Origin of the sequence: Pseudomonas sp. BRG-100, assembly GCF_000737955.1 — a bacterium.
GTDB classification, from domain to species: domain Bacteria; phylum Pseudomonadota; class Gammaproteobacteria; order Pseudomonadales; family Pseudomonadaceae; genus Aquipseudomonas; species Aquipseudomonas synxantha_A.
Map to the genome: position 1 here is coordinate 5,295,420 of NZ_JPRX01000001.1, position 23,815 is coordinate 5,319,234.

At 59.8% G+C, this 23,815-nt stretch carries 23 protein-coding genes and 1 tRNA gene; 15 read left to right on the top strand and 9 right to left on the bottom strand.

Going from position 1 to position 23,815, the window contains the following annotated elements:
* The first annotated feature begins 11 nt into the window (after window positions 1-11).
* The gene (locus JH25_RS04050; RefSeq protein WP_032880164.1) at window positions 12-2,474 is read left to right on the top strand and encodes an EAL domain-containing protein; all 2,463 of its coding nucleotides are present in this window, start codon (window positions 12-14) and stop codon (window positions 2,472-2,474) included.
* Window positions 2,475-2,552: 78 nt separating this feature from the next.
* Window positions 2,553-3,332, top strand: coding sequence for a TenA family transcriptional regulator (locus JH25_RS04045; protein ID WP_282442878.1), 780 nt, complete (start codon window positions 2,553-2,555; stop codon window positions 3,330-3,332).
* Window positions 3,333-3,353: 21 nt separating this feature from the next.
* Here JH25_RS04045 and JH25_RS04040 read toward each other — a convergent pair whose 3' ends face one another.
* Window positions 3,354-4,280 (bottom strand): GGDEF domain-containing protein, encoded by a 927-nt coding sequence (locus JH25_RS04040; protein ID WP_032880166.1) that lies wholly within the window; start codon window positions 4,278-4,280, stop codon window positions 3,354-3,356.
* A gap of 409 nt (window positions 4,281-4,689) precedes the next feature.
* Complete coding sequence (gene lldD, locus JH25_RS04035; RefSeq protein WP_032880167.1) at window positions 4,690-5,826, bottom strand: FMN-dependent L-lactate dehydrogenase LldD; 1,137 nt, start codon at window positions 5,824-5,826, stop codon at window positions 4,690-4,692.
* Between the two features lie 100 nt (window positions 5,827-5,926).
* Between lldD and JH25_RS04030 the strand changes: the two genes are divergently transcribed.
* Both JH25_RS04030 and JH25_RS04025 read left to right on the top strand, forming a co-directional pair.
* Entirely contained in the window at window positions 5,927-6,823 is an 897-nt protein-coding gene (locus tag JH25_RS04030; RefSeq protein WP_032880168.1) for a LysR family transcriptional regulator, read from the top strand.
* A gap of 60 nt (window positions 6,824-6,883) precedes the next feature.
* A tRNA-Asn gene (locus tag JH25_RS04025) sits at window positions 6,884-6,959 on the top strand.
* A gap of 295 nt (window positions 6,960-7,254) precedes the next feature.
* Here the strand turns inward: JH25_RS04025 and JH25_RS04020 are convergent.
* Window positions 7,255-8,502 (bottom strand): benzoate/H(+) symporter BenE family transporter, encoded by a 1,248-nt coding sequence (locus tag JH25_RS04020; RefSeq protein WP_032880169.1) that lies wholly within the window; start codon window positions 8,500-8,502, stop codon window positions 7,255-7,257.
* Window positions 8,503-8,597: 95 nt separating this feature from the next.
* On the opposite strand from JH25_RS04020, the gene pdxR reads away from it, so the two are divergent.
* Window positions 8,598-10,097: a MocR-like pyridoxine biosynthesis transcription factor PdxR gene (gene pdxR, locus JH25_RS04015; RefSeq protein ID WP_032880170.1), complete on the top strand. Its 1,500-nt coding sequence runs from the start codon at window positions 8,598-8,600 to the stop codon at window positions 10,095-10,097.
* Window positions 10,098-10,135: 38 nt separating this feature from the next.
* On the opposite strand, the gene JH25_RS04010 is transcribed toward pdxR, so the two are convergent.
* Window positions 10,136-10,414, bottom strand: coding sequence for a hypothetical protein (locus JH25_RS04010; protein WP_032880171.1), 279 nt, complete (start codon window positions 10,412-10,414; stop codon window positions 10,136-10,138).
* Window positions 10,395-10,568, bottom strand: coding sequence for a hypothetical protein (locus JH25_RS28775; RefSeq protein ID WP_164365968.1), 174 nt, complete (start codon window positions 10,566-10,568; stop codon window positions 10,395-10,397). The genes JH25_RS04010 and JH25_RS28775 overlap by 20 nt, the downstream gene beginning before the upstream one ends.
* A 136-nt stretch (window positions 10,569-10,704) precedes the next feature.
* Between JH25_RS28775 and JH25_RS04005 the strand changes: the two genes are divergently transcribed.
* On the top strand, window positions 10,705-11,379 hold the full coding sequence (locus tag JH25_RS04005) for a response regulator transcription factor (protein ID WP_032880172.1): 675 nt from the start codon (window positions 10,705-10,707) through the stop codon (window positions 11,377-11,379).
* Entirely contained in the window at window positions 11,372-12,682 is a 1,311-nt protein-coding gene (locus JH25_RS04000; RefSeq protein WP_032880173.1) for a sensor histidine kinase, read from the top strand. The genes JH25_RS04005 and JH25_RS04000 overlap by 8 nt, the downstream gene beginning before the upstream one ends.
* A 128-nt stretch (window positions 12,683-12,810) precedes the next feature.
* Here JH25_RS04000 and JH25_RS03995 read toward each other — a convergent pair whose 3' ends face one another.
* On the bottom strand, window positions 12,811-14,673 hold the full coding sequence (locus JH25_RS03995) for a DUF3857 domain-containing transglutaminase family protein (protein ID WP_032880174.1): 1,863 nt from the start codon (window positions 14,671-14,673) through the stop codon (window positions 12,811-12,813).
* A 252-nt stretch (window positions 14,674-14,925) separates the two neighbouring features.
* On the opposite strand from JH25_RS03995, the gene JH25_RS28780 reads away from it, so the two are divergent.
* Window positions 14,926-15,078 carry a hypothetical protein gene (locus tag JH25_RS28780; protein WP_164699537.1) on the top strand — a complete coding sequence of 51 codons (153 nt, stop codon included), beginning with the start codon at window positions 14,926-14,928 and terminating at the stop codon, window positions 15,076-15,078.
* A 31-nt stretch (window positions 15,079-15,109) separates the two neighbouring features.
* Window positions 15,110-16,171 carry an NAD(P)-dependent oxidoreductase gene (locus tag JH25_RS03990; RefSeq protein WP_032880175.1) on the top strand — a complete coding sequence of 354 codons (1,062 nt, stop codon included), beginning with the start codon at window positions 15,110-15,112 and terminating at the stop codon, window positions 16,169-16,171.
* Window positions 16,172-16,194: 23 nt separating this feature from the next.
* Here JH25_RS03990 and JH25_RS03985 read toward each other — a convergent pair whose 3' ends face one another.
* Window positions 16,195-16,635 (bottom strand): hotdog fold domain-containing protein, encoded by a 441-nt coding sequence (locus JH25_RS03985; protein WP_005789870.1) that lies wholly within the window; start codon window positions 16,633-16,635, stop codon window positions 16,195-16,197.
* A gap of 135 nt (window positions 16,636-16,770) precedes the next feature.
* Here JH25_RS03985 and JH25_RS03980 point away from each other — a divergent pair, with 135 nt between their 5' ends.
* From JH25_RS03980 to JH25_RS03955, 5 genes are all read left to right on the top strand, one after another.
* Complete coding sequence (locus JH25_RS03980; RefSeq protein ID WP_032880176.1) at window positions 16,771-17,388, top strand: TetR/AcrR family transcriptional regulator; 618 nt, start codon at window positions 16,771-16,773, stop codon at window positions 17,386-17,388.
* A 528-nt stretch (window positions 17,389-17,916) separates the two neighbouring features.
* Entirely contained in the window at window positions 17,917-19,128 is a 1,212-nt protein-coding gene (locus JH25_RS03970; protein ID WP_032880178.1) for a YeeE/YedE family protein, read from the top strand.
* Complete coding sequence (locus JH25_RS03965) at window positions 19,118-19,651, top strand: GNAT family N-acetyltransferase (RefSeq protein WP_032880179.1); 534 nt, start codon at window positions 19,118-19,120, stop codon at window positions 19,649-19,651. Before JH25_RS03970 ends, JH25_RS03965 begins: the two co-directional genes overlap by 11 nt.
* A gap of 91 nt (window positions 19,652-19,742) precedes the next feature.
* Complete coding sequence (locus tag JH25_RS03960; RefSeq protein WP_032880180.1) at window positions 19,743-20,285, top strand: cysteine hydrolase family protein; 543 nt, start codon at window positions 19,743-19,745, stop codon at window positions 20,283-20,285.
* Window positions 20,286-20,289: 4 nt separating this feature from the next.
* Window positions 20,290-21,285 (top strand): GlxA family transcriptional regulator, encoded by a 996-nt coding sequence (locus JH25_RS03955; protein WP_032880181.1) that lies wholly within the window; start codon window positions 20,290-20,292, stop codon window positions 21,283-21,285.
* On the opposite strand, the gene JH25_RS28330 is transcribed toward JH25_RS03955, so the two are convergent.
* Entirely contained in the window at window positions 21,257-21,427 is a 171-nt protein-coding gene (locus tag JH25_RS28330; protein WP_078821893.1) for a DUF2986 domain-containing protein, read from the bottom strand. The genes JH25_RS03955 and JH25_RS28330 overlap by 29 nt on opposite strands.
* Before the next feature lie 154 nt (window positions 21,428-21,581).
* Here JH25_RS28330 and panB point away from each other — a divergent pair, with 154 nt between their 5' ends.
* Window positions 21,582-22,397 (top strand): 3-methyl-2-oxobutanoate hydroxymethyltransferase, encoded by an 816-nt coding sequence (panB, locus tag JH25_RS03950; protein WP_032880182.1) that lies wholly within the window; start codon window positions 21,582-21,584, stop codon window positions 22,395-22,397.
* Here the strand turns inward: panB and JH25_RS03945 are convergent.
* The gene (locus JH25_RS03945; protein ID WP_032880184.1) at window positions 22,385-23,776 is read right to left on the bottom strand and encodes an aminotransferase-like domain-containing protein; all 1,392 of its coding nucleotides are present in this window, start codon (window positions 23,774-23,776) and stop codon (window positions 22,385-22,387) included. The genes panB and JH25_RS03945 overlap by 13 nt on opposite strands.
* Window positions 23,777-23,815 lie beyond the last annotated feature (39 nt).

The window sequence follows — 23,815 nt, forward strand, 5'->3', positions numbered from 1 at the left end:
TAAGGGACTTCATGAAGCAAAAGCGGACTCTCGGAACGCCACGGTTGTTGGGTATCGTCTGGCCCTTTATTGCCGTTGTCTTGTTCCAGGCATTGTTAGGCTGTGGCAGTCTCTACGTGCTCTCTGCGGTGCGTGGCTATGTGGCTGGCGAAAGCTTGTGGTCCAAGGGCCAGAAGGATGCCATCTATTACCTGACGCTGTATGCCGATAGCCGCGACGACGCCACCTATCTCAAATACCAGCATGCCATTGCCGTACCTCAAGGCGGGCATGAGCTGCGTGTGGCTCTGGATCGGGCCACGCCAAACCTGGCTGCCGCGCGCCTGGGCATCCTCAAGGGTGGCAATCACCCGGACGACGTCCCCAGCCTGATCTGGCTGTACCTCAACTTCCGCCATTTCAGCTACCTGGAAAAAGCCATTGAGCTGTGGACGGTGGGCGATGGCTACCTTGAGCAACTGGATGAACTGGCCCAGCAGATGCACAGCGCCATCAGCACCGATCAGGTCACCGAGCAGGATGTGCGCGCCTGGAAAGCGCGCATCATTGCCATCAACGAGGGTGTAACGCCGGCCGCCAAGGCGTTCAGTGATGCGCTGGGCGAAGGTTCGCGAATGATCCTGCGCCTGTTGTTGATCACCAACCTGGCCACCGCCCTGGGGCTGATCGTCCTGGCGCTGTTGCGTACCCACAAGTTGCTGGCCCAGCGCCACGCCTTCGCTGACGCGCTGCAGGCGGAGAAGGAGCGGGCGCAGATCACGTTGGAGTCGATTGGTGACGGGGTGATCACCACCGACGTCGACGGCGCCATTGCTTATATGAACCCCGCGGCCGAAGCGCTGACCCACTGGAAGTCCGAACAGGCCCAGGGCTTGCCGTTGGCGGCGTTATTCAAGTTGCTGGATGAAAACGCCGAGCCCGACGGCTTTACCTTGATTGAACACATCATCAAGGGCCAACTCAGTGGCGGCAGCGAGCATTCCAAGCTGATCCAGCGCCTGGACGGCAGCACCGTCTCGGTCACGCTGGTGGGCGCGCCGATCCGCAGTGCCGGCAAGGTCAGCGGTGCGGTGTTGGTGCTGCACGACATGACCCAGGAGCGCCAGTACATCGCCAACCTTTCGTGGCAGGCGACCCATGATGCCTTGACTGGCCTGGCCAATCGCCGCGAATTCGAGTTCCGTCTTGAGCAGGTACTGCAACAGGTGGCACGCCAGCAAAATGGGCGACATGCCTTGATGTTTCTCGATCTAGACCAGTTCAAGCTGGTCAACGACACCTGCGGCCATGCGGCAGGCGACGAACTCCTGCGCCACATCTGCGCGCTGTTGCAATCTGACTTGCGCGAGGGAGATACGTTGGCACGCCTGGGGGGGGACGAGTTCGGCATTCTGCTGGAGAACTGCCCGGCGCCGGTGGCGGAAAAGATCGCCGAGAGCTTGCGCCATACGGTGCAAAGCCTGCACTTTGTGTGGAAAGGCCGACCGTTCATGACCACCGTCAGCATCGGCCTTGTGCATATCTCGCAAACCCCAACCACCCTGGAAACCTCCCTGCGGGCGGCCGACATGGCCTGCTACATGGCTAAGGAAAAAGGGCGCAACCGCATACAGGTCTATCACGCCGATGATTCCGAGTTGTCGCTGCGCTTTGGCGAAATGGCCTGGGTGCAGCGCCTGCACATTGCCCTTGAGGAGGATCGGTTTTGCCTCTATGCGCAGGAAATCTCGCCGTTGGGCCACACCGAAGCCGGCAATGGGCACATCGAAATTCTTCTACGCCTGCATGACGAAGCCGGGCGCATCATTTTGCCCGACAGTTTTATCCCGGCAGCCGAACGATACGGTTTGATGACGTCGCTGGATCGTTGGGTGGTTGAAAACGTATTCAAGATCATTGCTCGATGCATGACTGAACGTCCGGGCCGTCCTATGGCCATGTGTGCGATTAATCTGTCAGGAATAACTATCGGTGATGACGATTTTCTAGGTTTTTTACGTGAGAAATTCGGTGCTTACAGCATTCCACCAGAAATGATTTGTTTTGAAATAACTGAAACCAGCGCTATAGCCAATTTGGGTAGTGCCATTCGATTTATTAATGAACTCAAAGCGTTAGGTTGCCATTTCTCACTCGACGACTTTTGCGCCGGAATGTCCTCATTCGCATATTTGAAACATTTACCTGTAGACTTCCTGAAGATCGATGGAAGTTTCGTAAAGGATATGCTGGACGACCCGATTAACCGCGCCATGGTCGAAGTGATCAACCACATCGGCCACGTCATGGGTAAGCGCACAATTGCCGAATTTGTTGAAACACCCCAGATCGAACAAGCGTTGCTTGAGATCGGTGTGGATTACGCTCAGGGCTACCTGATTGAACGCCCGCAATTGTTTACCTTTGATAGCTTGCAGTGTCGACCCGTGCGGCCTCAGCCCTTGGTGTTCAAGGCGCCCGGCACATTCCGCTGAAACATTTGCTGGTCTGTAAAATCACACTTAAAAAGGAGCCCTACAGTGATCGACACATTCAACAGAACCGGGCCGCTTATGGAAGCCTCTAGTTACCCAGCCTGGGCGCAGCAATTGATCCAGGCCTGTAGCGAGAGCAAGCGTCGGGTTGTCGAGCACGAACTGTATCAGCGTATGCGCGACAACGCCCTCAGCGCCAAGACCATGCGCCACTACCTCATTGGTGGTTGGCCGGTGGTGGAACAGTTTGCTTTGTACATGGCGCAAAACCTGACCAAGACCAAGTTCGCCCGCCACCCGGGTGAGGATATGGCGCGACGTTGGCTGATGCGCAACATTCGCGTGGAACTCAACCATGCTGATTATTGGGTGAATTGGGCGCGTGCCCATGGTGTCAGCCTTGAAGAGCTGCAAGCCCAGGACGTGCCGCCGGAACTGCATGCACTGAGCCATTGGTGCTGGCACACCAGCTCGGCGGATTCGTTGATCGTCGCGATTGCCGCCACCAACTATGCGATCGAGGGTGCGACTGGGGAGTGGTCTGCCGTGGTCTGCTCTACCGGTGTGTATGCCGACGCCTTCCCCGAGGAAGATCGCAAGCGGGCGATGAAGTGGCTGAAGATGCACGCCCAGTACGACGACGCCCACCCGTGGGAAGCCCTGGAAATCATCTGCACCCTGGCCGGGAACAACCCTGGCAAGGCCCTGCAGGAAGAGTTGCGCCAGGCAGTATGCAAAAGCTACGACTACATGTACCTGTTCCTGGAAAGCTGCATGCGCCTGGAAAACGTCGAGAAAGACAAAGAGAAGGCGCCAGCCATTCGCGAGCGCCCGGTGCGCGTTGCCAGCGAGGCGTGATGTAAACGTGATGGCGGGGACTTACCCCGCCATCGCCAAGCGGTTGCGGCCTTCGCGCTTGGCCACGTACAGCGCGTTGTCTGCCCGGCGCAGCAGGCTTTCAGCCGATTCGGCCGCCAGCAGCGTCGAGCAACCCAGGCTCACCGTCAATTCGACCCGCGTGCCTTCCACCCAATAGTCCTGGGCTTGTGCCGCCTGGCGCAAACGCTCACCGACCATCTTCGCTGCATCGCGTCCGGTGTTGGACAGCAGGATCAGAAACTCTTCCCCGCCAAACCGAAATACCATGTCGACGTTACGCAACTGGTGTTTGATCGCCCCCGCCACGGTGCGCAGCACGCTATCGCCGGCGGCGTGACCATGGGTGTCATTGATTCTCTTGAAGTGGTCGATGTCCAGCATCAGCACGGACAAGGGGTGCAGATGCCGCCTGGCCATGTCGATTTCCCGTTGCAGCGTCTGATCCATGGCCACGCGGTTACCGGTTTCGGTCAGCGAATCGCGCAGGGCGCTGCGGGTGGCTGCACGGTAGAGCAGGGCGTTACGCATCGGATACAGCAACGTCACCAGCAGGGATTCGAGCTGGCTCAGTTCCTCGTCGATCAACCGTTGGTTGCGGCGAAACACCAGTTCTCCAAGGTGCTCGCCTTCGTGGCTCAAGGTGTAGCTCACCGAATGGTGGCCACGATGACCGAACTCGAGGCGCAGGTCGCTGGCGGTATGGCGATACTGCAACGCGTCCAGCGGCACCAGGCGTTGTATTTCGCGAAAGAACAGGCCGAGGATGCGCTCCGGCTCCAGGCTGGTTTGCAACTGTTGGCTCAGTTGCTGGCACAGTTCGCTCAGGGTTGCGGGGCGGCGTGGCCGCAGGGAAGGCTGACCAAATCCCAGGCGCTGCAATTTGGCAGTGTCGAAGTCAATCGCGTTGGTCTGGGTGGGTGTTTTCATAAGCGGATGGCCTCTAAGCACTTGGCTGTCTTACAGGCGGGATGAGGGCGGCAAGTGCCAGGCGTCTTACTGTTCCTTCAGTTCCGTAAAACATGAGGAGCAGTTTAAACCGCTTTGCATTGAGTTATAACCCCGAGGCACGTGCCGCACGTCTTGTCATCACTTAACCTGCTTGGCAAGTGTTACAGCGAGATTCGTGCCAAAGCCGTTTTGTTTTAAAAAGTTCTTATAAATCAAAAGACTGTAATTAAAATAAAAAATTATCTTTTAATTAATGGCGCCAGTTATTTGGCTGGTATGGGCCGGCGTTGCAGCCGACCCGTTCAACTTTAATGTCACGGTGGTTCGCGTTGTTTGTCGCGAACAAACAACGACTCAAATAAACCTCACATAAATGACACCGCCTTCATCACGGCTGGACCAGCGTCGTGCGGTCGATCTGCGCGATGGAAGTGACGCCGGTCAGCGTCATGGCCACGCGCATTTCCTTGGCGAAGATATCCAGCACGTTCTCTACCCCACGTTGGCCTTCGGCGGCCAGCGCATAGGTGGTCGCACGCCCCAGCAGGCACGCCTTGGCACCCAGGGCGAGCATACGCACCACGTCGAGCCCGGAACGAATGCCGGAGTCCACCAGCACGGTCAAGTCATCGCCCACCGCGTCGGCAATCGGCGGCAACGCCTTGGCGGTGGACAGCACGCCGTCGAGTTGGCGGCCGCCATGGTTGGACACCACGATACCGTCGGCACCGAAACTCACCGCATCCCTGGCATCCTGGGGGTCGAGGATGCCCTTGATGATCATCGGGCCTTTCCAGAATTCGCGGATCCACTCCAGGTCTTTCCAACTGATCGACGGGTCGAAGTTGTTGGCAAGCCAGCCAATGTAGTCCTCCAGATGGGTGGGTTTTCCCAGGTACTTTGAGATATTGCCCAAGTCGTGGGGGCGGCCCATCAAGCCCACATCGAATGCCCATTGCGGCTTGGTGACCGCCTGCAGCATGCGCCGCTGCGCCGCGTACGGCCCGGACATGCCCGAGTGCGCATCGCGATAGCGTGCGCCGGGTGTGGGCATATCCACGGTGAACACCAGCGTGGTCACGCCGGCCGCCTGAGCTCGCTCCAGCGCATTGCGCATAAAGCCGCGATCCTTGAGCACATAGAGCTGGAACCAGATCGACTGCGGGCTCTGCGAGGCCACTTCCTCAATTGAACACACCGACACCGTCGACAGGCAGAAGGGGATGTTTTTGTTGGCAGCTGCCTTGGCCGCTTGCACTTCGCCGCGCCGCGCATACATGCCGGTCAGGCCGACCGGGCTAAGAATGACCGGCATCGCCAGTTCCGTGCCGAACAAGTTGGTGCTCAGGCTCAGGCTGTCGACATTGCGCAGGATGCGTTGGCGCAGGCTGATCTCGGCCAGGTCCGAACTGTTGGCGCGCAACGTGTGCTCGGCGTAGGCGCCGCCGTCGATGTAGTCGAACAGAAAGCGCGGCAACTTGCGCTTGGCCGCAGCGCGGTAGTCGGAAGCGGACGAGATGATCATCGACGGTGTCTCCACAGGGCAAAGTGCTACACGATAAGCAAAGTTGTGACATGATAAAAACAACTTTTATCACTGCTATCCAGTCGCAAAAGGAATACTGATGAACCTGCGAACATTGCGTGCGTTTGTCGAAGTGGTGCGCCAGGGTGGGTTCTCCCAGGCGGCCGAGGTGGTAGCGTTGACTCAGTCTACCGTCAGCAAGGCGATCAAGACGTTGGAAGACGAGCTGGGTACGCCGTTGCTCAACCGCCTCGGCCACAAGAACGAGCTGACCGCCGCCGGTGAAATCGCCTACCGCCGCGCCTTGGTGATACTCGCCGAACGCAACGACCTGATGGCTGAAATCAACGACCTGCGCGGTCTTACACGCGGCGTACTACGCATTGGCCTGCCGCCGGTGGGGTGCGGGGTGCTGTTTGCCGCCATGTTCGCCACGTACCGCAGCCGTTACCCGGACATCGACATTGAACTGACCGAGTACGGCAGTAAAAAACTGCGTGAATGCCTGGAAGCCGGGGAGGTCGATCTGGCCGCACTGCTGTTGCCGGTGGACGAAGGCTTTGACTACCAACCGGTACGCAACGAACCCCTGATCGCAGTACTGCCCATCAGCCATCCACTGGCCCGACGCAAGCGCATCGACTTCACCGACCTGGCGGACTCGCCGTTCATCCTGTTCGAAGCCGGTTTCGCCCTCAACGCCAAGATTCTCAGCGCGTGTGAGCGCAAAGGTGTGACCCCGAAAGTCACCGCCCGTAGCGGGCAGATCGACTTTATCGTCGACCTGGTCACCGCCGGCCTGGGCGTTGCCTTCCTGCCGCGAATGCTGGCGCACAAGCACCAACACGCCGGCATCGCCTTGATCCCCCTGGACGAACCCCACACCGACTGGCACATCGCCCTGGCCTGGCGCGCCAGCGCCCACCTGCCACCGGCGGCACGGGCCTGGCTGGATCTGGCGGCGGAACCGGCGTTTTCAAGCGGTCATGGCGGGTAATTGAAGCGAATGTAACGCAAAGCTTGACTTCTTCTTTTTAATCAGTAACATACGGCGCATTCCGCGATAGCTCAGTTGGTAGAGCAAATGACTGTTAATCATTGGGTCCCTGGTTCGAGTCCAGGTCGTGGAGCCAGATAGAGAAAAGCCTGCAGAGATGCAGGCTTTTTTTTTGCTTTGCGCCCAGCATGGGGCGCAATCTTGTGGGTAAAAGTTCCACCGTAAGCTGATCACAGCGAACGAAGTGAAGCGCAACTGCATGAGGGCGACCGAATGTGGGGAGCAAGCGTGAATCTAAACCGCGAACAGCGGGGGGGCGTGGGTCAAGTCATTGCTACAGGGAGCTGACGCGCCGGTTAACCCGCCATACGAAGGTAGCTCCCAATCATTAGCTATCTGCCAACCATGAACGAAAACAATACGTACGCGCCTCAACTAGCGGCTTCTTTACCACTGACAGACTCGGCAGCCACATTGACGACCGGCTTGCCACGCAGCAGACGGCCATTGATTAAGGCGTACGCCATCAGACCAATCAGCAGCCCCCAGAACGCCCCGCCAATCCCGAACAACGTGATATTGGCCGCACTTGCCAGAAAGGTAATCAGCGAGGCTTCACGGGTTTTGGCGTCGGCCATCGCATTGGCCAGGCTGCCGCCAATGGTGCCCAGCAGGGCGAGCCCGGCCAGCGCCGTGATGAAAGCTGGCGGGAAGGCCATGAACACCGCTGCCAGGGTCACGCCGAATATCCCTACAAGGATGTAAAAGAAGCCCGCTGCAATGCCGGCGATCCAGCGTTTGGAGGGCTCTTCGTGGGCTTCCTTGCCGGTGCAGATGGCGGCGGTAATCGCGGCGATATTGAATGCGTGGGAACCAAAGGGCGCCATAAGCAAGGAGCCCAACCCGGTAAGGGTCACGATTGGATTGGCACTGGTGCTGAACCCGTCATTGCGCAACACCAGCATCCCAGGCATGTACTGGCCGGTCAGCGTGATCAGAAACAGCGGCAGCGCGATACTGAGCAAAGCGTTGAGCGAGAACTCTGGCCGGGTGAACACGGGTGCCGCGAGTTGCAGTGTCAGCCCAGACATATCCAGACGTCCCTGAAGCAGCAGCGCAACCACTCCCACTACCAGGATGCCCACTACTGCGTACCGTGCGGTAAAGCGTTTGAGCAGGATATATACGGTAATCAGCAAGCCGACCAGCATGGGATCAAGGCTTATGCCGCCAAACGCGCCGATGCCAAACTGCAGCAGGATACCGGCCAGCAGCCCCGCCGCCACACCCGGCGGTATCAGGCGGATGACTTTTTCGAAGTGGCCCGACAATCCCAGCAGCACAAAGGCGGCGGCCGAGATCATGTATGCGCCCACCGCTTCGGCATAGGGCGCGCTTGCCAGGGCGATCACCAGAAATGCCGCCGCCGGTGTTGACCAGGCGGTGATGATCGGTTCGCGAGAAACCCAACTGAGGAACAACCCGGTAACGCCCACACCAATCGATACGGACCACACCCACGAAGCGGTCAACTCCGGGCTTAACCCGGCGACCCTGGCCGCCTGGAACACCAGAATGAAGGTGCCGCCATAGTTGACGATGACCGAGATCAAACCGGCGAGAATCGGATGAAGCAGATCGCCGAGGCGAACAGATGACATGGATGTTGATGAAGACATGGCTTTACGTTGCTCCCTGCAAATGGCGATGAGCAGAGTCTACGGATAAACTGGCCTGCCTTTTCCGGCCAATTTATTCGCATAGGGCAGACCGCATGGCGAAAACCTTCGAGCTCGACACCTTGAAGATAAGGATCAATGACGCCGAGTTTCAGAAGCTGGACCTGCATCAGCGGATTCAGCGGGCTCTGCGTGCACTTATCCTTGAGGGCACCCTTGGGTCTGGCCTGAAATTGCCGGCGACGCGGGTCCTGGCCAAGTCGCTTGGCGTGGCCCGCGACACGGTCGAGAACGCTTATGGGCAACTGCATCGTGATGGTTTCATCGTGCGACGTGAGGGGGCGGGAAGCTATGTCTGCGAAACGGTCGGCGCCCAATTGCGCGGTGCTGCACGTCGCCGTATCAAGGCGCAAGCCACCCGACCCAGTGAGGTGACGCCAGGAGTGGGCTTGAGTCAGCGCGGCATGATGATTTTCAACAGTGGTGGCGTTAACGATCAACAGACGGTTAAGGCCTTTGCTACAGGGTTGCCGGAAACCCGTACCTTCCCCACTGATGTATGGGAGCGCCTGCAACGCCACGTCATGAAGGACTATCGCAGTAACGTTCTTCTGCATGGCGACCCGCAAGGCGCTGAGCCTCTGCGCAAGGCCATCGCCACCTACTTGAACCTTGAACGCGGAGCCAAGTGCTCTGCCGACCAGATTCTGGTGTTGAGCAGTACGCGCCAAGCCCTGTTCCTGTGCGCCCAATTGCTGGTGGATGCGGGTAAACCGATCTTGTTGGAAAACCCCGGCTACTACGGCGCCAGAAAGGCCTTTGAAACGGCCGAGACCAAGGTCGTGCCCATAGAGGTCGATGGCCAAGGCATACGTACGGACTTGCTGCGAGCAGACCGCAGCGGCGCCGATTGCGTCTATGTCACCCCCTCGCATCAATACCCCACCGGAGCGACGTTGCCCCTGGAGCGTCGGCTTGAGTTGATCAACTGGGCAGCCGAGCACGGCAAGTGGGTCATCGAGGACGACTACGACAGCGAGTTCCACTACGACGGGCTACCGACCGCCTGCGTGCAGGGCCTGGATAAATATCGGCGCACGATCTACCTCGGCACGTTCAGCAAAACGCTCTATCCGGGGTTGCGGATGGGCTATATGGTGCTGCCTGTCGAACTGGTCAAAGCCTTCACCTATGCGCGCAGCATGATGGACGGCCATACGCCGCAGGTCCTTCAATTGACCCTGGCGCGATTCATGGAGGACGGTCACTACAACGCCCATGTTCGGGCCATGCGCAAACTCTACGCCAGCCGCCGTGCGGTCATGCTCAATGCTATCAGCCAGCATCTGAACGGTATTGCGACGGCCTTGACCACCCAAGGCGGATTGCAGATTCCCTGCCTGCTGGCCGAGGGCTGGTCGGAAGAAAAGACCATCCGCCAAGCTGCCAGTGCGGGCGTGCAACTGCCCGGCCTCAGCCGGCTATACGCCGGCGAACAAAAGAAGCAAGGTTGGCTGTTAGGGTATTCGTCCTTGAGCGCATGTGAAATTGAATCCGCCATGCTGCGTCTGGCCAATGCGCTGAGCAATAAATAGGGCGCGCAAATGCATGGTGCGACAGGCATGAGTCCTGTCTAATCCCGCGCCTGGCCGGCCTCTGTCGATTCACCTTCATCGGCTCTATAACAACTGTCACCGCTGCGCCTGCCATCCGGGTAGACAATAAAGCCCCCGCGACCTTCGGGGCAGGCGTGCAGATACACCGGCGCCAGCTCTCGTTGCTTATCGACGTGGGCATTCAAGCGAGCAATATAGATACCCACCGAAACCGACACGCCAACAATCAGCACCACGCACGCGACCAACTGGGCGGCATAACTGGCGCCGATGTCGTCAGGACGCGCTGGCGACATAACTCGATCCCGTGCGCTCGGCATTCTGGCCAATCGGAAACCAGCCGCTGCCGCCCATGCGCCCCCGCTGAGCGTCCGGCGGCAGGAAACCCACCAGCAGGGCGAGGAAAATCAAGGCTAGCAGGGCACCTTTGATCATCGAAGACAGGTTCATGGCGAGGGCGAGCTCTGGATAAGAGAAGCCTTAGCTTAAGCAGCAGTGGGTTAACGTCAGGTAAACGTCAGCAGAAAGCAGCTCGAGTTCCGTTATCCTGCAAACCTCTGCGCACTCCCTGTTCGAGGTTTTCCCCGTGCATATCCACTTGCTGCTGGTCGAGGACAACCTTGATCTGGCCACCACCGTCATCGAGTATCTGGAGATCAGCGGCATTGTCTGCGACCACGTCAGTAATGGTCAGACCGGGCTTAACCTGGCGCTCAATCAGCATTACGACGTCATCCTCCTGGACATCATGCTGCCGCGACTGAACGGCCAGCAGGTATGCGATCGGTTGCGCCAGCAGGGCATCCAGACGCCGATCCTGATGTTGACCTCGCTGGACGCGTTATCCGACAAGCTCGCCAGTTTCGCTGCCGGAGCCGACGACTACCTGGTCAAGCCGTTCGAGCTGGCCGAGCTGGTCGCCAGGATTCGCGCCCTGAGCCTGCGCCGCAGCGGCCAGACCAGTCGCCTGCAAGTGGATGACCTGGTAATGGAGCTGACCACCCACAAGGTCAGTCGCGCAGGGCAGGAGCTGCATTTGTCGCCCATCTGCTGGACCTTGTTGGAAAACCTGATGCGCGCAAGCCCACAGCCGGTCTCTCGAGAACGCCTGGAAGCGAAGATCTGGGGCGACGAGCCACCCGACACTGATACGCTCAAGGTGCATATGCATCGGTTGCGCAAGGCTGTGGACAAGCCTTTTGGCCGGCCGTTGATCCATACCCTGGCGGGTGTCGGCATTCAGGTAAAACCCCATGCGTAACGGCCTGAGTCTGAAGTGGGTAATCAGCGGCAGTTTCCTGTGTCTGATTGCGGTGGTGCTGGTGATCTACAGCAAGCTGCTGCCTGAATTTACCGTGCGCGGCCTGTTCTATACCGCCAGCGCGATGATGGAGGAGGAAGCCCAATATTTTCTCCGGCACTACAAACAGGACCCGACCACGCCGACGCCGCACAATTACTTCTATACCAGCGTCATCGGCAAGCAGGCATTGCCGCAGGACGTGCGTGAGTTGCTCGATACCCCACCGAGCCTGTCCTTCGGTGCGGTGAATATCTTCGGCGATCTCTATTCCGATGACGACGACGAGCCTTTCCAGATCATCCTCGAACAGCCACTGGGTGACGGCAAAACCCTCTACATGTACGACATCGACCACGATAAGGAAGCCGGGGGTGAGGTCGAGACGCCGTTGTCTGACGCCTATTTCGATCAGGTCATAGAGAGTGTCAAGTTCATCAGCCTGGCGGTATTCGTGCCGGCGCTGATCATCATCGCCTTGCTGGTCTGGTGGCTGGTTCGGCCGCTGGGGCGTCTGGTGCAATGGTCCGGCACACTCAAAGATCCTGATGCCCTGGCCAGCACACGGCCGGGTTTCAGTTTCAAGGAGTTCAATATGCTGGCCGATGCCCTGGCCAAAAGTGTTGAGCAGGTGCAGGCCGCCAGCCAGCGTGAAGGCCGCCTGTTGCGCTACACCAGCCATGAACTGCGCACGCCACTGGCGGTGCTCAAGGCCAATATCGAATTGTTGGCCCTGCAATCGGGCGGTGTGCTGCCGCCTTCCTTGCAACGTATCGAACGCTCTGTGATGAACATGCAGCTGATTGCCGAGACATTGCTGTGGATGAGCCGCGAGCGTTCCGAATCGCTGCCCGAGCAAGACGTTAATCTGAGCGAGGTAGTCGGCGAACTGATTGAGAAGCACCGCTACCTGATCGGTAACCGCGATATCAAGCTAAGCATCGACATCCACACCGAACCTTGCCGACTGCCCCCTACGGCGTGTCGTATCGTGATCGGCAACTTCCTGCGCAATGCGCTGCAATACGCAGAAGAGGGCACGGTAGACATCAGTTTCGAATACCCGCGGCTGATGATTGCCAATCACGTCCGCGAGGCCAAGCCGCGACAGGAGTCCGACGATTTTGGGTATGGGCTAGGGTTGCAGTTGATGCGGCAATTGTGCGCAAAGCTGGGCTGGCAGATTGAAGTGATCCGTGAGCAACAGAGGTTTACGGTCATTCTTGATTTTACGAGCGTGCGGGCTGTCGAGTCAGAACATTAAAGGCAGATAGCGCTTCACAATAGCGACGGCTGGTTGGGGAGCGGTTTTTATACCCGCGCCTCAGCATCACAGCCCACGATTCCCGCGCGCCAGTGCGTCAGCACTGACACGCAAGAAGGGCGAGGGCGTTACAGCGTCTGCACAATGACTTGGCTTTTCAAGTCGTTGACCATGCCTTCAATCGCCGGTTGCATGGCCGCAAAATCCTCTGGGGTGCAGAGAATCTCTGGCTTGCTAAACACATATTGGCGGGTGATCAGCACCGTATTGGCCTTCTTCACATAGGTCGAGCGATAGTCGAAGCCTGCCTGTTTCACCGACACAGCCTTGGGTACCGCGAGGATCTTCACCTTGGCGGGGAACTCCAGGCGCGCTACCTCTGTGATCTCACTTGAGAGGCAAGTGAAGGCCTGAGTGCGTTCCTTTTCGACGATCAAGGAAAACACGCTCTGGCCAATACCGCCGGCCAGGCTGGAGAGGGTAGGCACCCCGGTCGGGCCAGGTAGGTTCACCAGGTTGCTGGTGTGGCCTTTAATCGCGAATTTGAAGGTATTGGCAGTGCCGTCCAAGGCGTCAGTTTCGATCAACCCGCTGCCGGATTGCCCATACATGCTCAGAATCTGCTGCACCAACTGATTGCGGTCGGCCGGCTGCATGGCTTTGAGCATGAAGCGGTTAAACTCTGCGCCCCAACCGTCGATGGTGGAGTCATTGGTAAAGTCTGCAGCGCCTTTGGCGTTGACCTTGAAGGCTATGGTTGTGTTCACTTTGCCAGGTTGGCCGGACGGCGTTTGTGTACGTTCACCGGTCTGTGTCAGCAACACCGGTTTGCCGAGTTCGGGCAGAGGCAGGTAGCCAGCGGCGATGGGTGTCGCGGTGGAGTCCAGGTACAGATCGAGGCTGGGTACATAAGTGATCACATGGTTGAGCACCCCCAGGGTTGGCACCTTGGGCAGTACGTGGGCGTTGCCGGCGTTGATCAGGGCGGGCGAGCTTTCAATGGCGACGGCTTTGAGCAGCGCTTCAAGCAGGGCCACATGGTCCTTGCAGTCGCCATAGCGGTTATCCAGCACCGCTTGCGCTGAATGCGGTACTACGCCGCCGGCACCGACGTACACCGCCACATAGCGAATGTTCTTGCGTACCCAATCACTCAGCACAAGGGCCTTGCTGCGTGAGTTGTCGAGGTTGGCGGTGAGTTCCTTGGCCAGTTGGGTCATGGCCGGGGTCACTTCTACCTGTGCGCGTGCGGCGTAGGCCTGGGCAAACTGTTTGTAGTCGGTGAACGTCGATACGGCCAGCAGTTGCCCGTAGTCGGTGTAGGCAACGGAGCCTTCTTCCACGCGGTTTTTCTTGGTTTGTTCCAAGTCCCAGCGGTACACCGTTCGCCCGTTGGCGTTGGCTGGCGTGGACGCCTTGAAACCCCGTGAGTCGGCGTACAGCTTCATTTCGGCGGGCATGTCGTAGCTCAGGCGCACCTGTTCATTCTGGTAGAAATCTGGCGAGAAAAGGTCTTCGAACTGCCCCGCAAACAATGGCGTATTGCGATGGCGCTGGTACCGCAACACCATCCGATCGCCCACTTGCAGCTCCGGGAAGATCACCACCTTGACCCGCGAGTCCTGGAACATCGGCGCCTGGGCAGACTCAAGCTCCTGCTGCTCCTTGATCCGGTCGGGTGTTACCACGACTTTGCGGCCATCGGGTTTGAGGGTGTAGGCCTCGACGATATCCAGGGTTTCCAGGGTGCGGTTGTAGGTGACCGAGCGCTGGGCGTTGGAGGTGATCGCGCGCTCTTCATTGATCCGCATAACCCGTTCGACATCCAGTACAAAGCTGCCGTCGGCATTCACGACGTAGGACTGAATATTTTTTTCATGGGTCAGGGAAAGGTCGGTGTAATCGGCACGGGCTTGCGTCGTCAACAGCGCACAGACCATGGCTGCCAGCACGCCGAACAGGCGTAACGCAGAGAACGGGAGGCTTTGCATAGAGATCCTTCTGAGCTAGGGGCGCGCCGTTTCACCGGGGCGTATGTTCCTGAATATGCCGATGGATAGGACTCGCAAGCGCTTCGCCTATTCATTTGGCTGACGTTCAAGGGTTATGAAGATTTTTTCAGGTTTCTCTCGCACGCTATGGGGGCCGAGATTTTCCTTTGAGTAAGACGTTTTCGAATTATTTTATTTAGCCCTGATTAATCAAAAAGTTAAACGCCTCGATTATGGTCATGGAGCGCAGGCGTGTTCTTTTTGACGGCCAATGATTTTTTCCCTTTCGTTTTATTCCAAACAGGTCTTTTACCGAAAAATCAGGACCATGCTTTATTGGTCGAAGCGGGCGGCTGCCTTGGGCAATGCGGTCTTCGAAGCGGCAATCAAGCAACCATTGTTTGAGTTATCGATGCCTTCAAAAGGATCAAACCACATGGCATTCACCACGCTGATACTTGACGCGCCCGGTCCGCCGCTGCTCTATGAGGAAATCGATCGATTCCTTGAACTGGGCTTGGCGGTCGTCCTTAACCTCTATTACTTCACCGATAAACACAGCATCCAGCAGCGCTACGGCGCACGCATCGGGTATGCCGATATCAACGGCCATGATGAGCGGGGTTTTATCGCAGCGGTGTATCAGGCTGGGGGTTACAGCGTGTTCAAGACGCGCTTGAACATCCCGCTGGGCGGCGAACTGATTCGCGCCGCCAGCTCACCCGGGTTGCCCATACCGCTGCGCGCCATCGCCCAGGCCGGGACCGGTCTCAACCATATCGACCGACAGGCGTGCGAGCAGGCGGGAGTGACGGTTCTGCATACGCCGGGTTCCAACGCGACCGCTGTCGCTGAATACGTGTTGGCCCAGGCGTTGTTTCTGTCTCGGGATCTGGACCACTACAACGCGCAAACCCACCAAGGCCACTGGTCAAAAGGCACCTTGGCGCCTGCTGCTGAATACGCCGAACTCACCCTCGGGCTGGTGGGCACCGGCAGCATTGCCCAGCAGGTGGCGTGTAAAGCCAGCGCCTTGGGGATGAAGGTGATTGCCACCGGGTCCGAGCGCTTCACCGAGCAGGAGGCGCGCCGCCTCGGGCTGCAACGCAGGCAAACCCTGGAACAGTTGCTGGATGAGGCCAATATCGTTTCGATCCATGTGCCGCTCACCCCGCAGACTCGCGGCTTATTCGGCAGCGCCGAGTTCAAGCGGATGCGCCAGGGTTCGATACTGATCAATACCGCTCGCGGTGGCATCGTCGACGAGCAGCAACTGGCCGCCTTCATGATCCGGTTTCCCCGGCATATCAAGGCGGTCGCCATTGACACCTTCGCCCTGGAAAAAGACCGTTTCAGCTCGCCGTTGGCGGGCATTGCCGGTGCGCAATTGACGCCGCATATCGCCGGCAATACCACCACCGCAATCCGCACCGCTTCGCAGCGCATCGTCGACCACATCCACGCGTTCAGTCACGCCTTGCAGATGCCGTGTCGCTGATACTGCCTGTGCCGGCTGAGGGGCTAAGCGAGCTTCACATTCATGGTGATGTGGGCAGTGAAGACCTTGACGCCGCCCGCATCGAAGATCTCTACCGGCACGATCTTGTCGCCCGCGGTCTGCCAATCGATAGCGCTGCCATCGGCGACGGCGCGGATATCGGTTTTCGCCTTGGCCAGGTATTCCACGCTCATGCCCTTGGGAATCCAGCGTGCGCCAGCGGGGATCGACGCGTCGGTCATCATGCCGCCGGCCAGTTCGGCGGCGTTGCACAGCGCAATGGCATGCACCGAAGCCAGGTGGTTGGTGATTTCCTTGCGAAACGGCACGGTGACCACTGCATGGTTGGGCTTGAGTTCCGCGATCTCGGGAGTGATGGTGCTGAAGTAGGGTGCCATCTGGCACGCCAGGTTGCTGAATGCGGCAGGGCCTACGCTATTGAACATGCTCAGTGCTTGGCTCATACGAATATCCTCAAGGCTTAGTTGCGGAATAATATTCCGTAACAGAACAATATTCTGTAGATTCCGTGCCTGTCAACCCGAGCTTTCTCTGGCGGTCGCTCAGCCTATAAACTGTTTTGATTTGGCGTTCCCCCCATGCACTCCATCGATCTCATCGAGCGCACCTTCCCCGGCAGGCGCAGCGACCTCAAGCGCACCATCCTGCGTGAGGCGTTGGCTTGTTTTAACGAGGCAGGCATCGAGGCGACCAACATCGAGACCATCCGTGCGCGCTGCGACACCAGCGTGGGCGCTATCTATCACCACTTCGGCAACAAGGAAGGGCTGGTCGCCGCGCTGTTCTTTGCTGCGCTGGAAGACCAGGCCAGCCTGCGTGACCACTACCTGCAAGCGGCGGATACGGCCCACGCCGGTGTGGTCGGCCTGGTGTACAGCTACGTTGAATGGGTCACCGCCCAGCCGGACTGGGCGCGGTTTGTTTTCCAAAGCCGTTTTGCCGTGTCCAACGGCCCGTTCAAGGACGAGTTGATTGCGCGCAACAAGCAGCGCAACCAGCAGTTGAAGGAGTGGATGGGCGGGGAAGGGCGCAAGGAGCACTTCAGCCATTTGCCCGCAGAACTTATCCCTTCGTTGATCATTGGCGCGGCGGAAAGCTACTCCCGTGCGTGGCTGTCGGCGAAGGTCAAAAAGAGCCCCTTTGAGTACCGTGAGCTGCTGGCTGAAGCGGCGTGGACCTCGATCAGCCAGCGTTAGTCATTCCTCCTCATCCCCCTGTGGGAGCTGTCGAGCTTTGGCGAGGCTGCGATAGCGATGGTTCAGGCTATGAAGGGTTGACTGTGCCGCCGCCTTCGCAGCCTCGCTGGGGCTCGACAGCTCCCACATTAGGGCGGTGCTGTTGTCGGGAGTTGTGTTTGTCGCAATGGCCCTGCCAACCGAGATCAACCCTGCGCCGCTAATCCCTGTGGGAGCTGTCGAGCCCCAGCGAGGCTGCGAAAGCGGTAGTTCAGGCGATGAAGAGGGTGCCTGTGCCGCCGCCTTCGCAGCCTCGCTGGGGCTCGACAGCTCCCACATTTGGGCGGTGTTGTTGTCGGGAGTTGTGTTTGGCGCAATGGCCTTGCCAATCGAGATCAACTCAGCACTGCCAATCCCCTGTGGGAGCTGTCGAGCCCCAGCGAGGCTGCGAAGGCGGTGGTTCAAACGATGAGCCTCTCGGCAATGCCTGCGCCTGATCAAGTTCCGTCTGGGGCTATACTGGCCTCCTTCCAACCCATCGAGATCCCCATGAGCACCTCCCTTTCCCTGGCGCCTGCACGCAAGCCTGCAGCGCCACTGATAGCCTTTATCATCCTGGTGGCGGGCGCCCTGTTCCTGCAAAACACCGTTGGCGCACGCCAAGTGTTGTTGCTGGTGGTCGGCGCCGCGCTGGGCCTGACGCTGTACCACGCTGCCTTCGGTTTTACCTCGGCCTGGCGCGTGTTTATCAATGATCGGCGTGGCGCCGGCTTGCGTGCGCAGATGGTGATGCTGGCGGTGGCGGTGCTGCTGTTTTTCCCGGCGCTGGGTGCGGGCACTTTGTTCGGCCAGCCGGTCGTGGGGCTGGTGGCGCCGGCCGGTGTGTCGGTGGTGTTCGGGGCGTTTATCTTCGGGATCGGCATGCAACTGGGTGGCGGCTGTGCATCGGGCACCTTGTTCACCGTGGGCGGCGGTAATGCGCGCATGTTGGTGACGCTGCTGTTCTTTATCTGTGGCTCGTTGATCGCCACCCACCATGTCGACTGGTGGTTTGCGTTGCCGTCGTTGCCGGCGGTTTCCATCGTCAAAAGTTTCGGTGTGCTGCCGGCGCTGGTCCTGAGCCTGGCGGTGTTCGCGCTGATTGCGGTGGTGACCGTGCGCCTGGAAAAGCGCCGTCACGGCCAACTTGAACAAGGCGTGCACAGCGAGCATCAAGGGCTGCGTCGTTTTCTGCGTGGGCCCTGGCCGCTGGTGTGGGGCGCGATTGGCCTGGCGCTGCTCAACTACGCCACCCTGGCCCTGGCTGGGCGGCCGTGGGGCATCACCTCGGCGTTCGCGCTGTGGGGCGCCAAAGTGGCGAGCGGGCTGGGTGTGGATGTGGCGAGTTGGGCGTTCTGGCAGATGCCGGGCAATGCCAAGGCCCTGGCCGCGCCGGTCTGGGAAGACATCACCAGCGTCATGGATATCGGCATTGTCCTTGGCGCGCTGCTGGCCGCTGGCCTGGCCGGGCGTTTCGCTCCCAGCCTGAATATTCCGGCACGCTCGTTGATCGCCGCCGTGATCGGCGGCCTGCTGCTCGGCTACGGTTCGCGCCTGGCCTATGGCTGTAATATCGGCGCCTATTTCAGTGGCATCGCCTCGGGCAGCCTGCATGGCTGGGTGTGGCTGGTGGCGGCGTTTATCGGCAATGGCGTGGGCGTGCGCCTGCGGCCCTTCTTCTTTGCCGGCGAACGGCCCCAGGTGGCGTTGAGTGGTTGCTGAGCAGGCCGCCCACATTCGCCTGGCGCGTACGCAAGACGCCGGTTTGTTGCCCGCCATCGAGCATTGCGCGGCCCAGGCGTTTCGCGCAATCGAAGGGCTGGCCTGGCTGGCGGATGCCGCGTCGATTGGCGTCGAGTGCCATCGGCAGTGGATCGCGCTATCGACCTGTTGGGTGGTGGTTGATCACCACGACCAACCCCAGGGTTTCCTCAGCGCAGAACGCTTTGGCGACGATCTGCATATCCATGAAGTGTCCGTGGTCCGGCCGCTGCAAGGCCAGGGCTGCGGGCGCAGGCTGGTGGAAACGGCGATGAACCACGCCCGCGCCCAGCAACTGCATGCAGTGACCCTGACCACCTTTGTGCATGTACCGTGGAATGCACCGTTCTACCGGCGCCTGGGCTTCGCTACTCACAGTGATCCGCGTTTGGAAACGATCCTGGCGGATGAGTACGCCCATGGCTTCGAACCTGGCAGTCGTTGTGCCATGGCGTGCCCGGTGACATGTCCGAATCCGTCCTGAAGTAGTCTGCCTTGCGCCTGTCGTGCGCTGTGGGTTGTCCTTACCATGGCTTGCATCGTTCACCCACTGATGCAAGCCAAAAGGACTGCCCATGAGCCGTAAAGCCCTGATCGTTATCGACGCCCAGCACTCGTTCCGTCATTCAACCTATTGGTCCGAAAATGACCTGCCCGACTATCTGGAAAAACAGCAGGCTCTCATCGACGGTTGTGTTCAGCAGGGCATCCCGGTGGTACAAGTCTTCCATGTTGAAGACCAGGGGCATTTCTCCATGCAATCGGGCAACGTCAGGGCATTGAGCGAGTTGTCGATCAATCCGCAGTTGGTGATCCACAAGCGCTACCACAGTGCCTTTGCCGGTACGCCACTGGCTGCTCGCCTGACGGAGATGGGCGTCAACACGCTGCTCATCAGCGGCATTCGCACCGAGCAATGCTGCGAAACCACCACACGGCAGGCTGCGGACAGCGGCTTCACGGTGGACTTTGTCAGCGAGGCGACGTTGACCTTCCCGATGACCCATGTGTACAGCGGCCGGGTCTACACGCCGGCTGAGATTCGCCAACGCACGGAGCTGGTTCTGGATGACCGCTTCGCGCGCATCGTGACGGTCGCCCAGGCCTTGGCGGGGTGAATCAATGAGCGTGCCGGTGCTGTTTGTGCTGTTGCCCAATGTGCTGATGCTCGACCTGGCAGGGCCCGCCGAAGTGTTGCGCTTGGCCGCGCAAGTCGATGACCCGGCAGCTGTGGATTTTGACTTGCAATACGTCAGCCCGGTGGCGTCACTACACACCTCCATCGGCTTGCCACTGACCGGGCTGGCGCCACTGCCGCCGACCCTGGCCCCCGGCACCCTGGTGGTGTTGGTGGGCTCAACGATGAAGGCCAACAAGGCGCAACAGCAGGCGTTCGAGTCAGCCAGCAACCAATTGACCCATTGGTTGCAAAGCGTCTTCGCGCCTTCGGCTGAACGCCTTATCTGCGTATGCGCCGGCGCATTGAGTGCCGCCAGGGCCGGGCTGCTCGATGGCCGCCAATGCACCACGCACCACTCGTTGTGCGCCACCTTGCAAGCCATGGCGCCCAAGGCTCGCGTCCTGGAAAACCGCTTGTACGTGACCGATGGTCCGGTCAGTTGCAGCGCCGGTGTCACGGCCGGTATCGACCTGATGCTGCACCTGGTCGCCGAGCTGGCCGGGCCACGGCTGGCGTGCGCGGTAGCGCGGGACATGGTGGTTTACCTGCGCCGCAGCGGCAGCGACCCGCAGTTGTCGCCCTGGATAACCGGGCGTAATCACCTGCATCCGGCGGTGCATCGGGTGCAGGACGCCATCGCCGCGGCGCCCTGTGAGGACTGGACCGTAACCCGCATGGCCGCCCTGGCCTGCACCGGCAGCCGCCACCTGGGGCGCTTGTTCCAGGAGCATGTCGGCATCAGCCCGCTGGACTACCTGCACCGCCTGCGCCTGGCGGTGGCCCGTGAACTGCTGGCCGAGTCGGACCTGGGCATTGAAACCGTGGCCGAGCGCGCAGGCTTTGGTTCGGCGCGGCATCTGCGGCGTATCTGGGGCAAATATGAAGCGGCTACCCCTTCAGCCATGCGCCTTACTCAGCAGGCGTCTCGAGGGGCGTGACAGGGTTTTCACCGGCCTCGGTCGCCAGCTTCAAGCGGTCGGCCTTGCTGATGTATTTGTCTTTGCTTTTCGGCGCCAGTTTGGCGCTGGCCTTTTTGGCTTTGGCCTTGAAGAGCTGCTGGAGTTTTTTCTGGCGGTTCATGTCGCGGAGCCTGAGAGGGAAAGGCGCGGATGATACCAGTTTCAGCAAATGTGACCGGGCCCTGGGTCGCTTTTTAGCGCTGATCTGTGCATTGAATCGTCCTTCGTTTCGCCAATAATCGGGCCGAGTATCCAGCGCAAACGGAAAAGCCCCGATGAGCATTCACACCCGTACTAAACGCATGACTGTCCCTCAATTGGTCGCCATGAAGGGGCAGCAGAAAATCGTCTCCCTCACCGCCTACTCCAGCGCTATGGCCAAGCTGATCGATCCGATCGTCGACTTCATCCTGGTGGGTGACTCCACGGCCATGGTCGGCTATGGCCGGGCGTCAACCCTGAGCATGCAACTGGAAGAAATCATCGGCCACACCCGGGCGGTGGTCGACAGTACACGCTTGGCCTGTGTGATCGCCGACATGCCGTTTGGCAGTTACCAGGAGTCGTATGAGCAGGCTTTTCGCAACTGCGCCCAGGTGCTATCGCGCACCGGTTGCGATGCGGTCAAGCTGGAGGCCAATCAGGCCCTGGCCGGTACCGTGGAGTTCCTGGTTGCACGGGGTGTACCGGTGATGGCCCACGTGGGGCTGATGCCGCAGTTCGTCAACGTCATGGGCGGGTTCAAGGCCCAGGGGCTGAGCGCTGAAACCGCTGCGGTGATTGCTGCCGATGCCCGCGCCAACCTGGAAGCGGGGGCTTTCAGCCTGCTGCTGGAAGGGGTGGCCGAAGGTGTCGCCCGGCAGATCACCCTGGACTCAAGCCAACCCACCATCGGTATCGGTGCATCGCCGGCGTGTGACGGCCAGGTGTTGGTCACCGAGGATGTGCTGGGCCTGGGCGGCGGCTCGATGCCGCGCTTCGTCAAGCAATACGCTGATGTGGGGGCGGTGATTCGCGATGCCTGCGAGCGTTTCGCCGACGATGTGCGCCAGGGTCGTTTTCCCGAAGACCGGCACTGCTACGGGCTTTGACGCAGTGCCTGGGCCAGTAGTTGGACGGCCTGGGCAATGTCCTTGCTCCAGTCGAGTGTGTAGCTCAGGCGCAGGTGATCTGGCCAGGCGCCTTGCTGGCTGAACAGTTCGCCGGGGGCGATGACGATGCGCTGGCTTAGCAAGTGCGCGAACACCTGGCGCATATCCACCGGGCGGCTGGCCCGGAGCCAGAAGCTTGCGCCGCCATGGGGTTCGACCACCTGCCATTGGCCATTGCCGTGGGTTAACAGCAGGGCTTTGAGCTGCGTCATGCGCGCCAGTAACCGTGCGCGCAACGCCTTCAGATGGGCGTCGATACGCTTGGACGCAAACAGCTTGGCGATGGCTTTCTGGCGGATCGGCGAGAGGCGAAAGCCGCGCTCCAGGAACAGCTGCTGCAACGGTGTGGCATGCCCGCGACACAGCACATAGCCGTAGGGTGCCTCCGAGCCGATGACTTTGTCGAAGGTCGAAAACACCAGCAGTTTGTGCGGGGCGGCGTAGTCGCGATAACGCGCCGGTTGCGGGCCAAAGTACAGCTCGCCGTAGGTGTCGTTTTCGAACAGCCAGATATCCCGCTCGGCCAACCACTGGCAAATCTGCTGTTTATCCTGCGCGGGCATCACACCACCCTGGGGCATATTCACCGTCGATGACAGCATCGCCAGGCGGATCGGCTCACGCTTGAGCAGCGTGTTCAGAGCGCCCAGGTCAAAACGCCCATCTGCGCCGAGGGGCATCTCGATCACACGGATTTTCGCCGCCTGCAATTGCCGCAGGATCGCCCACGAACACGGCGACTCCACCAGTGCGAGCGTGCCGGCCAGTTCCAAGGCATTGAGCGAGACCTCTAACACGCTGTGCAAATCCGAGCCGATATACACCTGGTCGGCTTGCCAGTAATGGTCAGTAGAGCGGCTGTAGCGTTCGGCCAAGGCGGCGCGCAACTCGGGCTCGCCCATTGGCAGATACAGTGGTGCCAGCGAGCGCGGGTACTGCCGGGTCAGTTCACGCTCCACCATCAGCAAGGGTTGCTCCAGCGACAGCAGCATCGCCGGCGCGTCGCTGCTCAGGGCCAGCATGCCGGGTTGGCGTGCGTTGGCGAAGACCTGGTCGAGCAGGGGGGATGAATTTGGGTTGATGGCGGGAGCCGAGTTCGGGGCGATGAAAAAGCCGAGCTTGGGCCTGGCCTGGATCCGTCCTTGTTCCTCAAGCAATGCATACGCGTACTTGGTGGTCGACACCGACACGCCCAGGCGCAGGGCCAGTTGGCGCAGGGACGGCAATTTGCGTGCGCCGTCGGCAGGGCAGGCCTCGATCAGCTCGATGAGGTAGCGGTACACCGCCTGATAGGCAAAGGTGTCTTTGCTTCTTTTCATACTTATTTGAACCGCTATTCTGTAGGAGCGAGCTTGCTC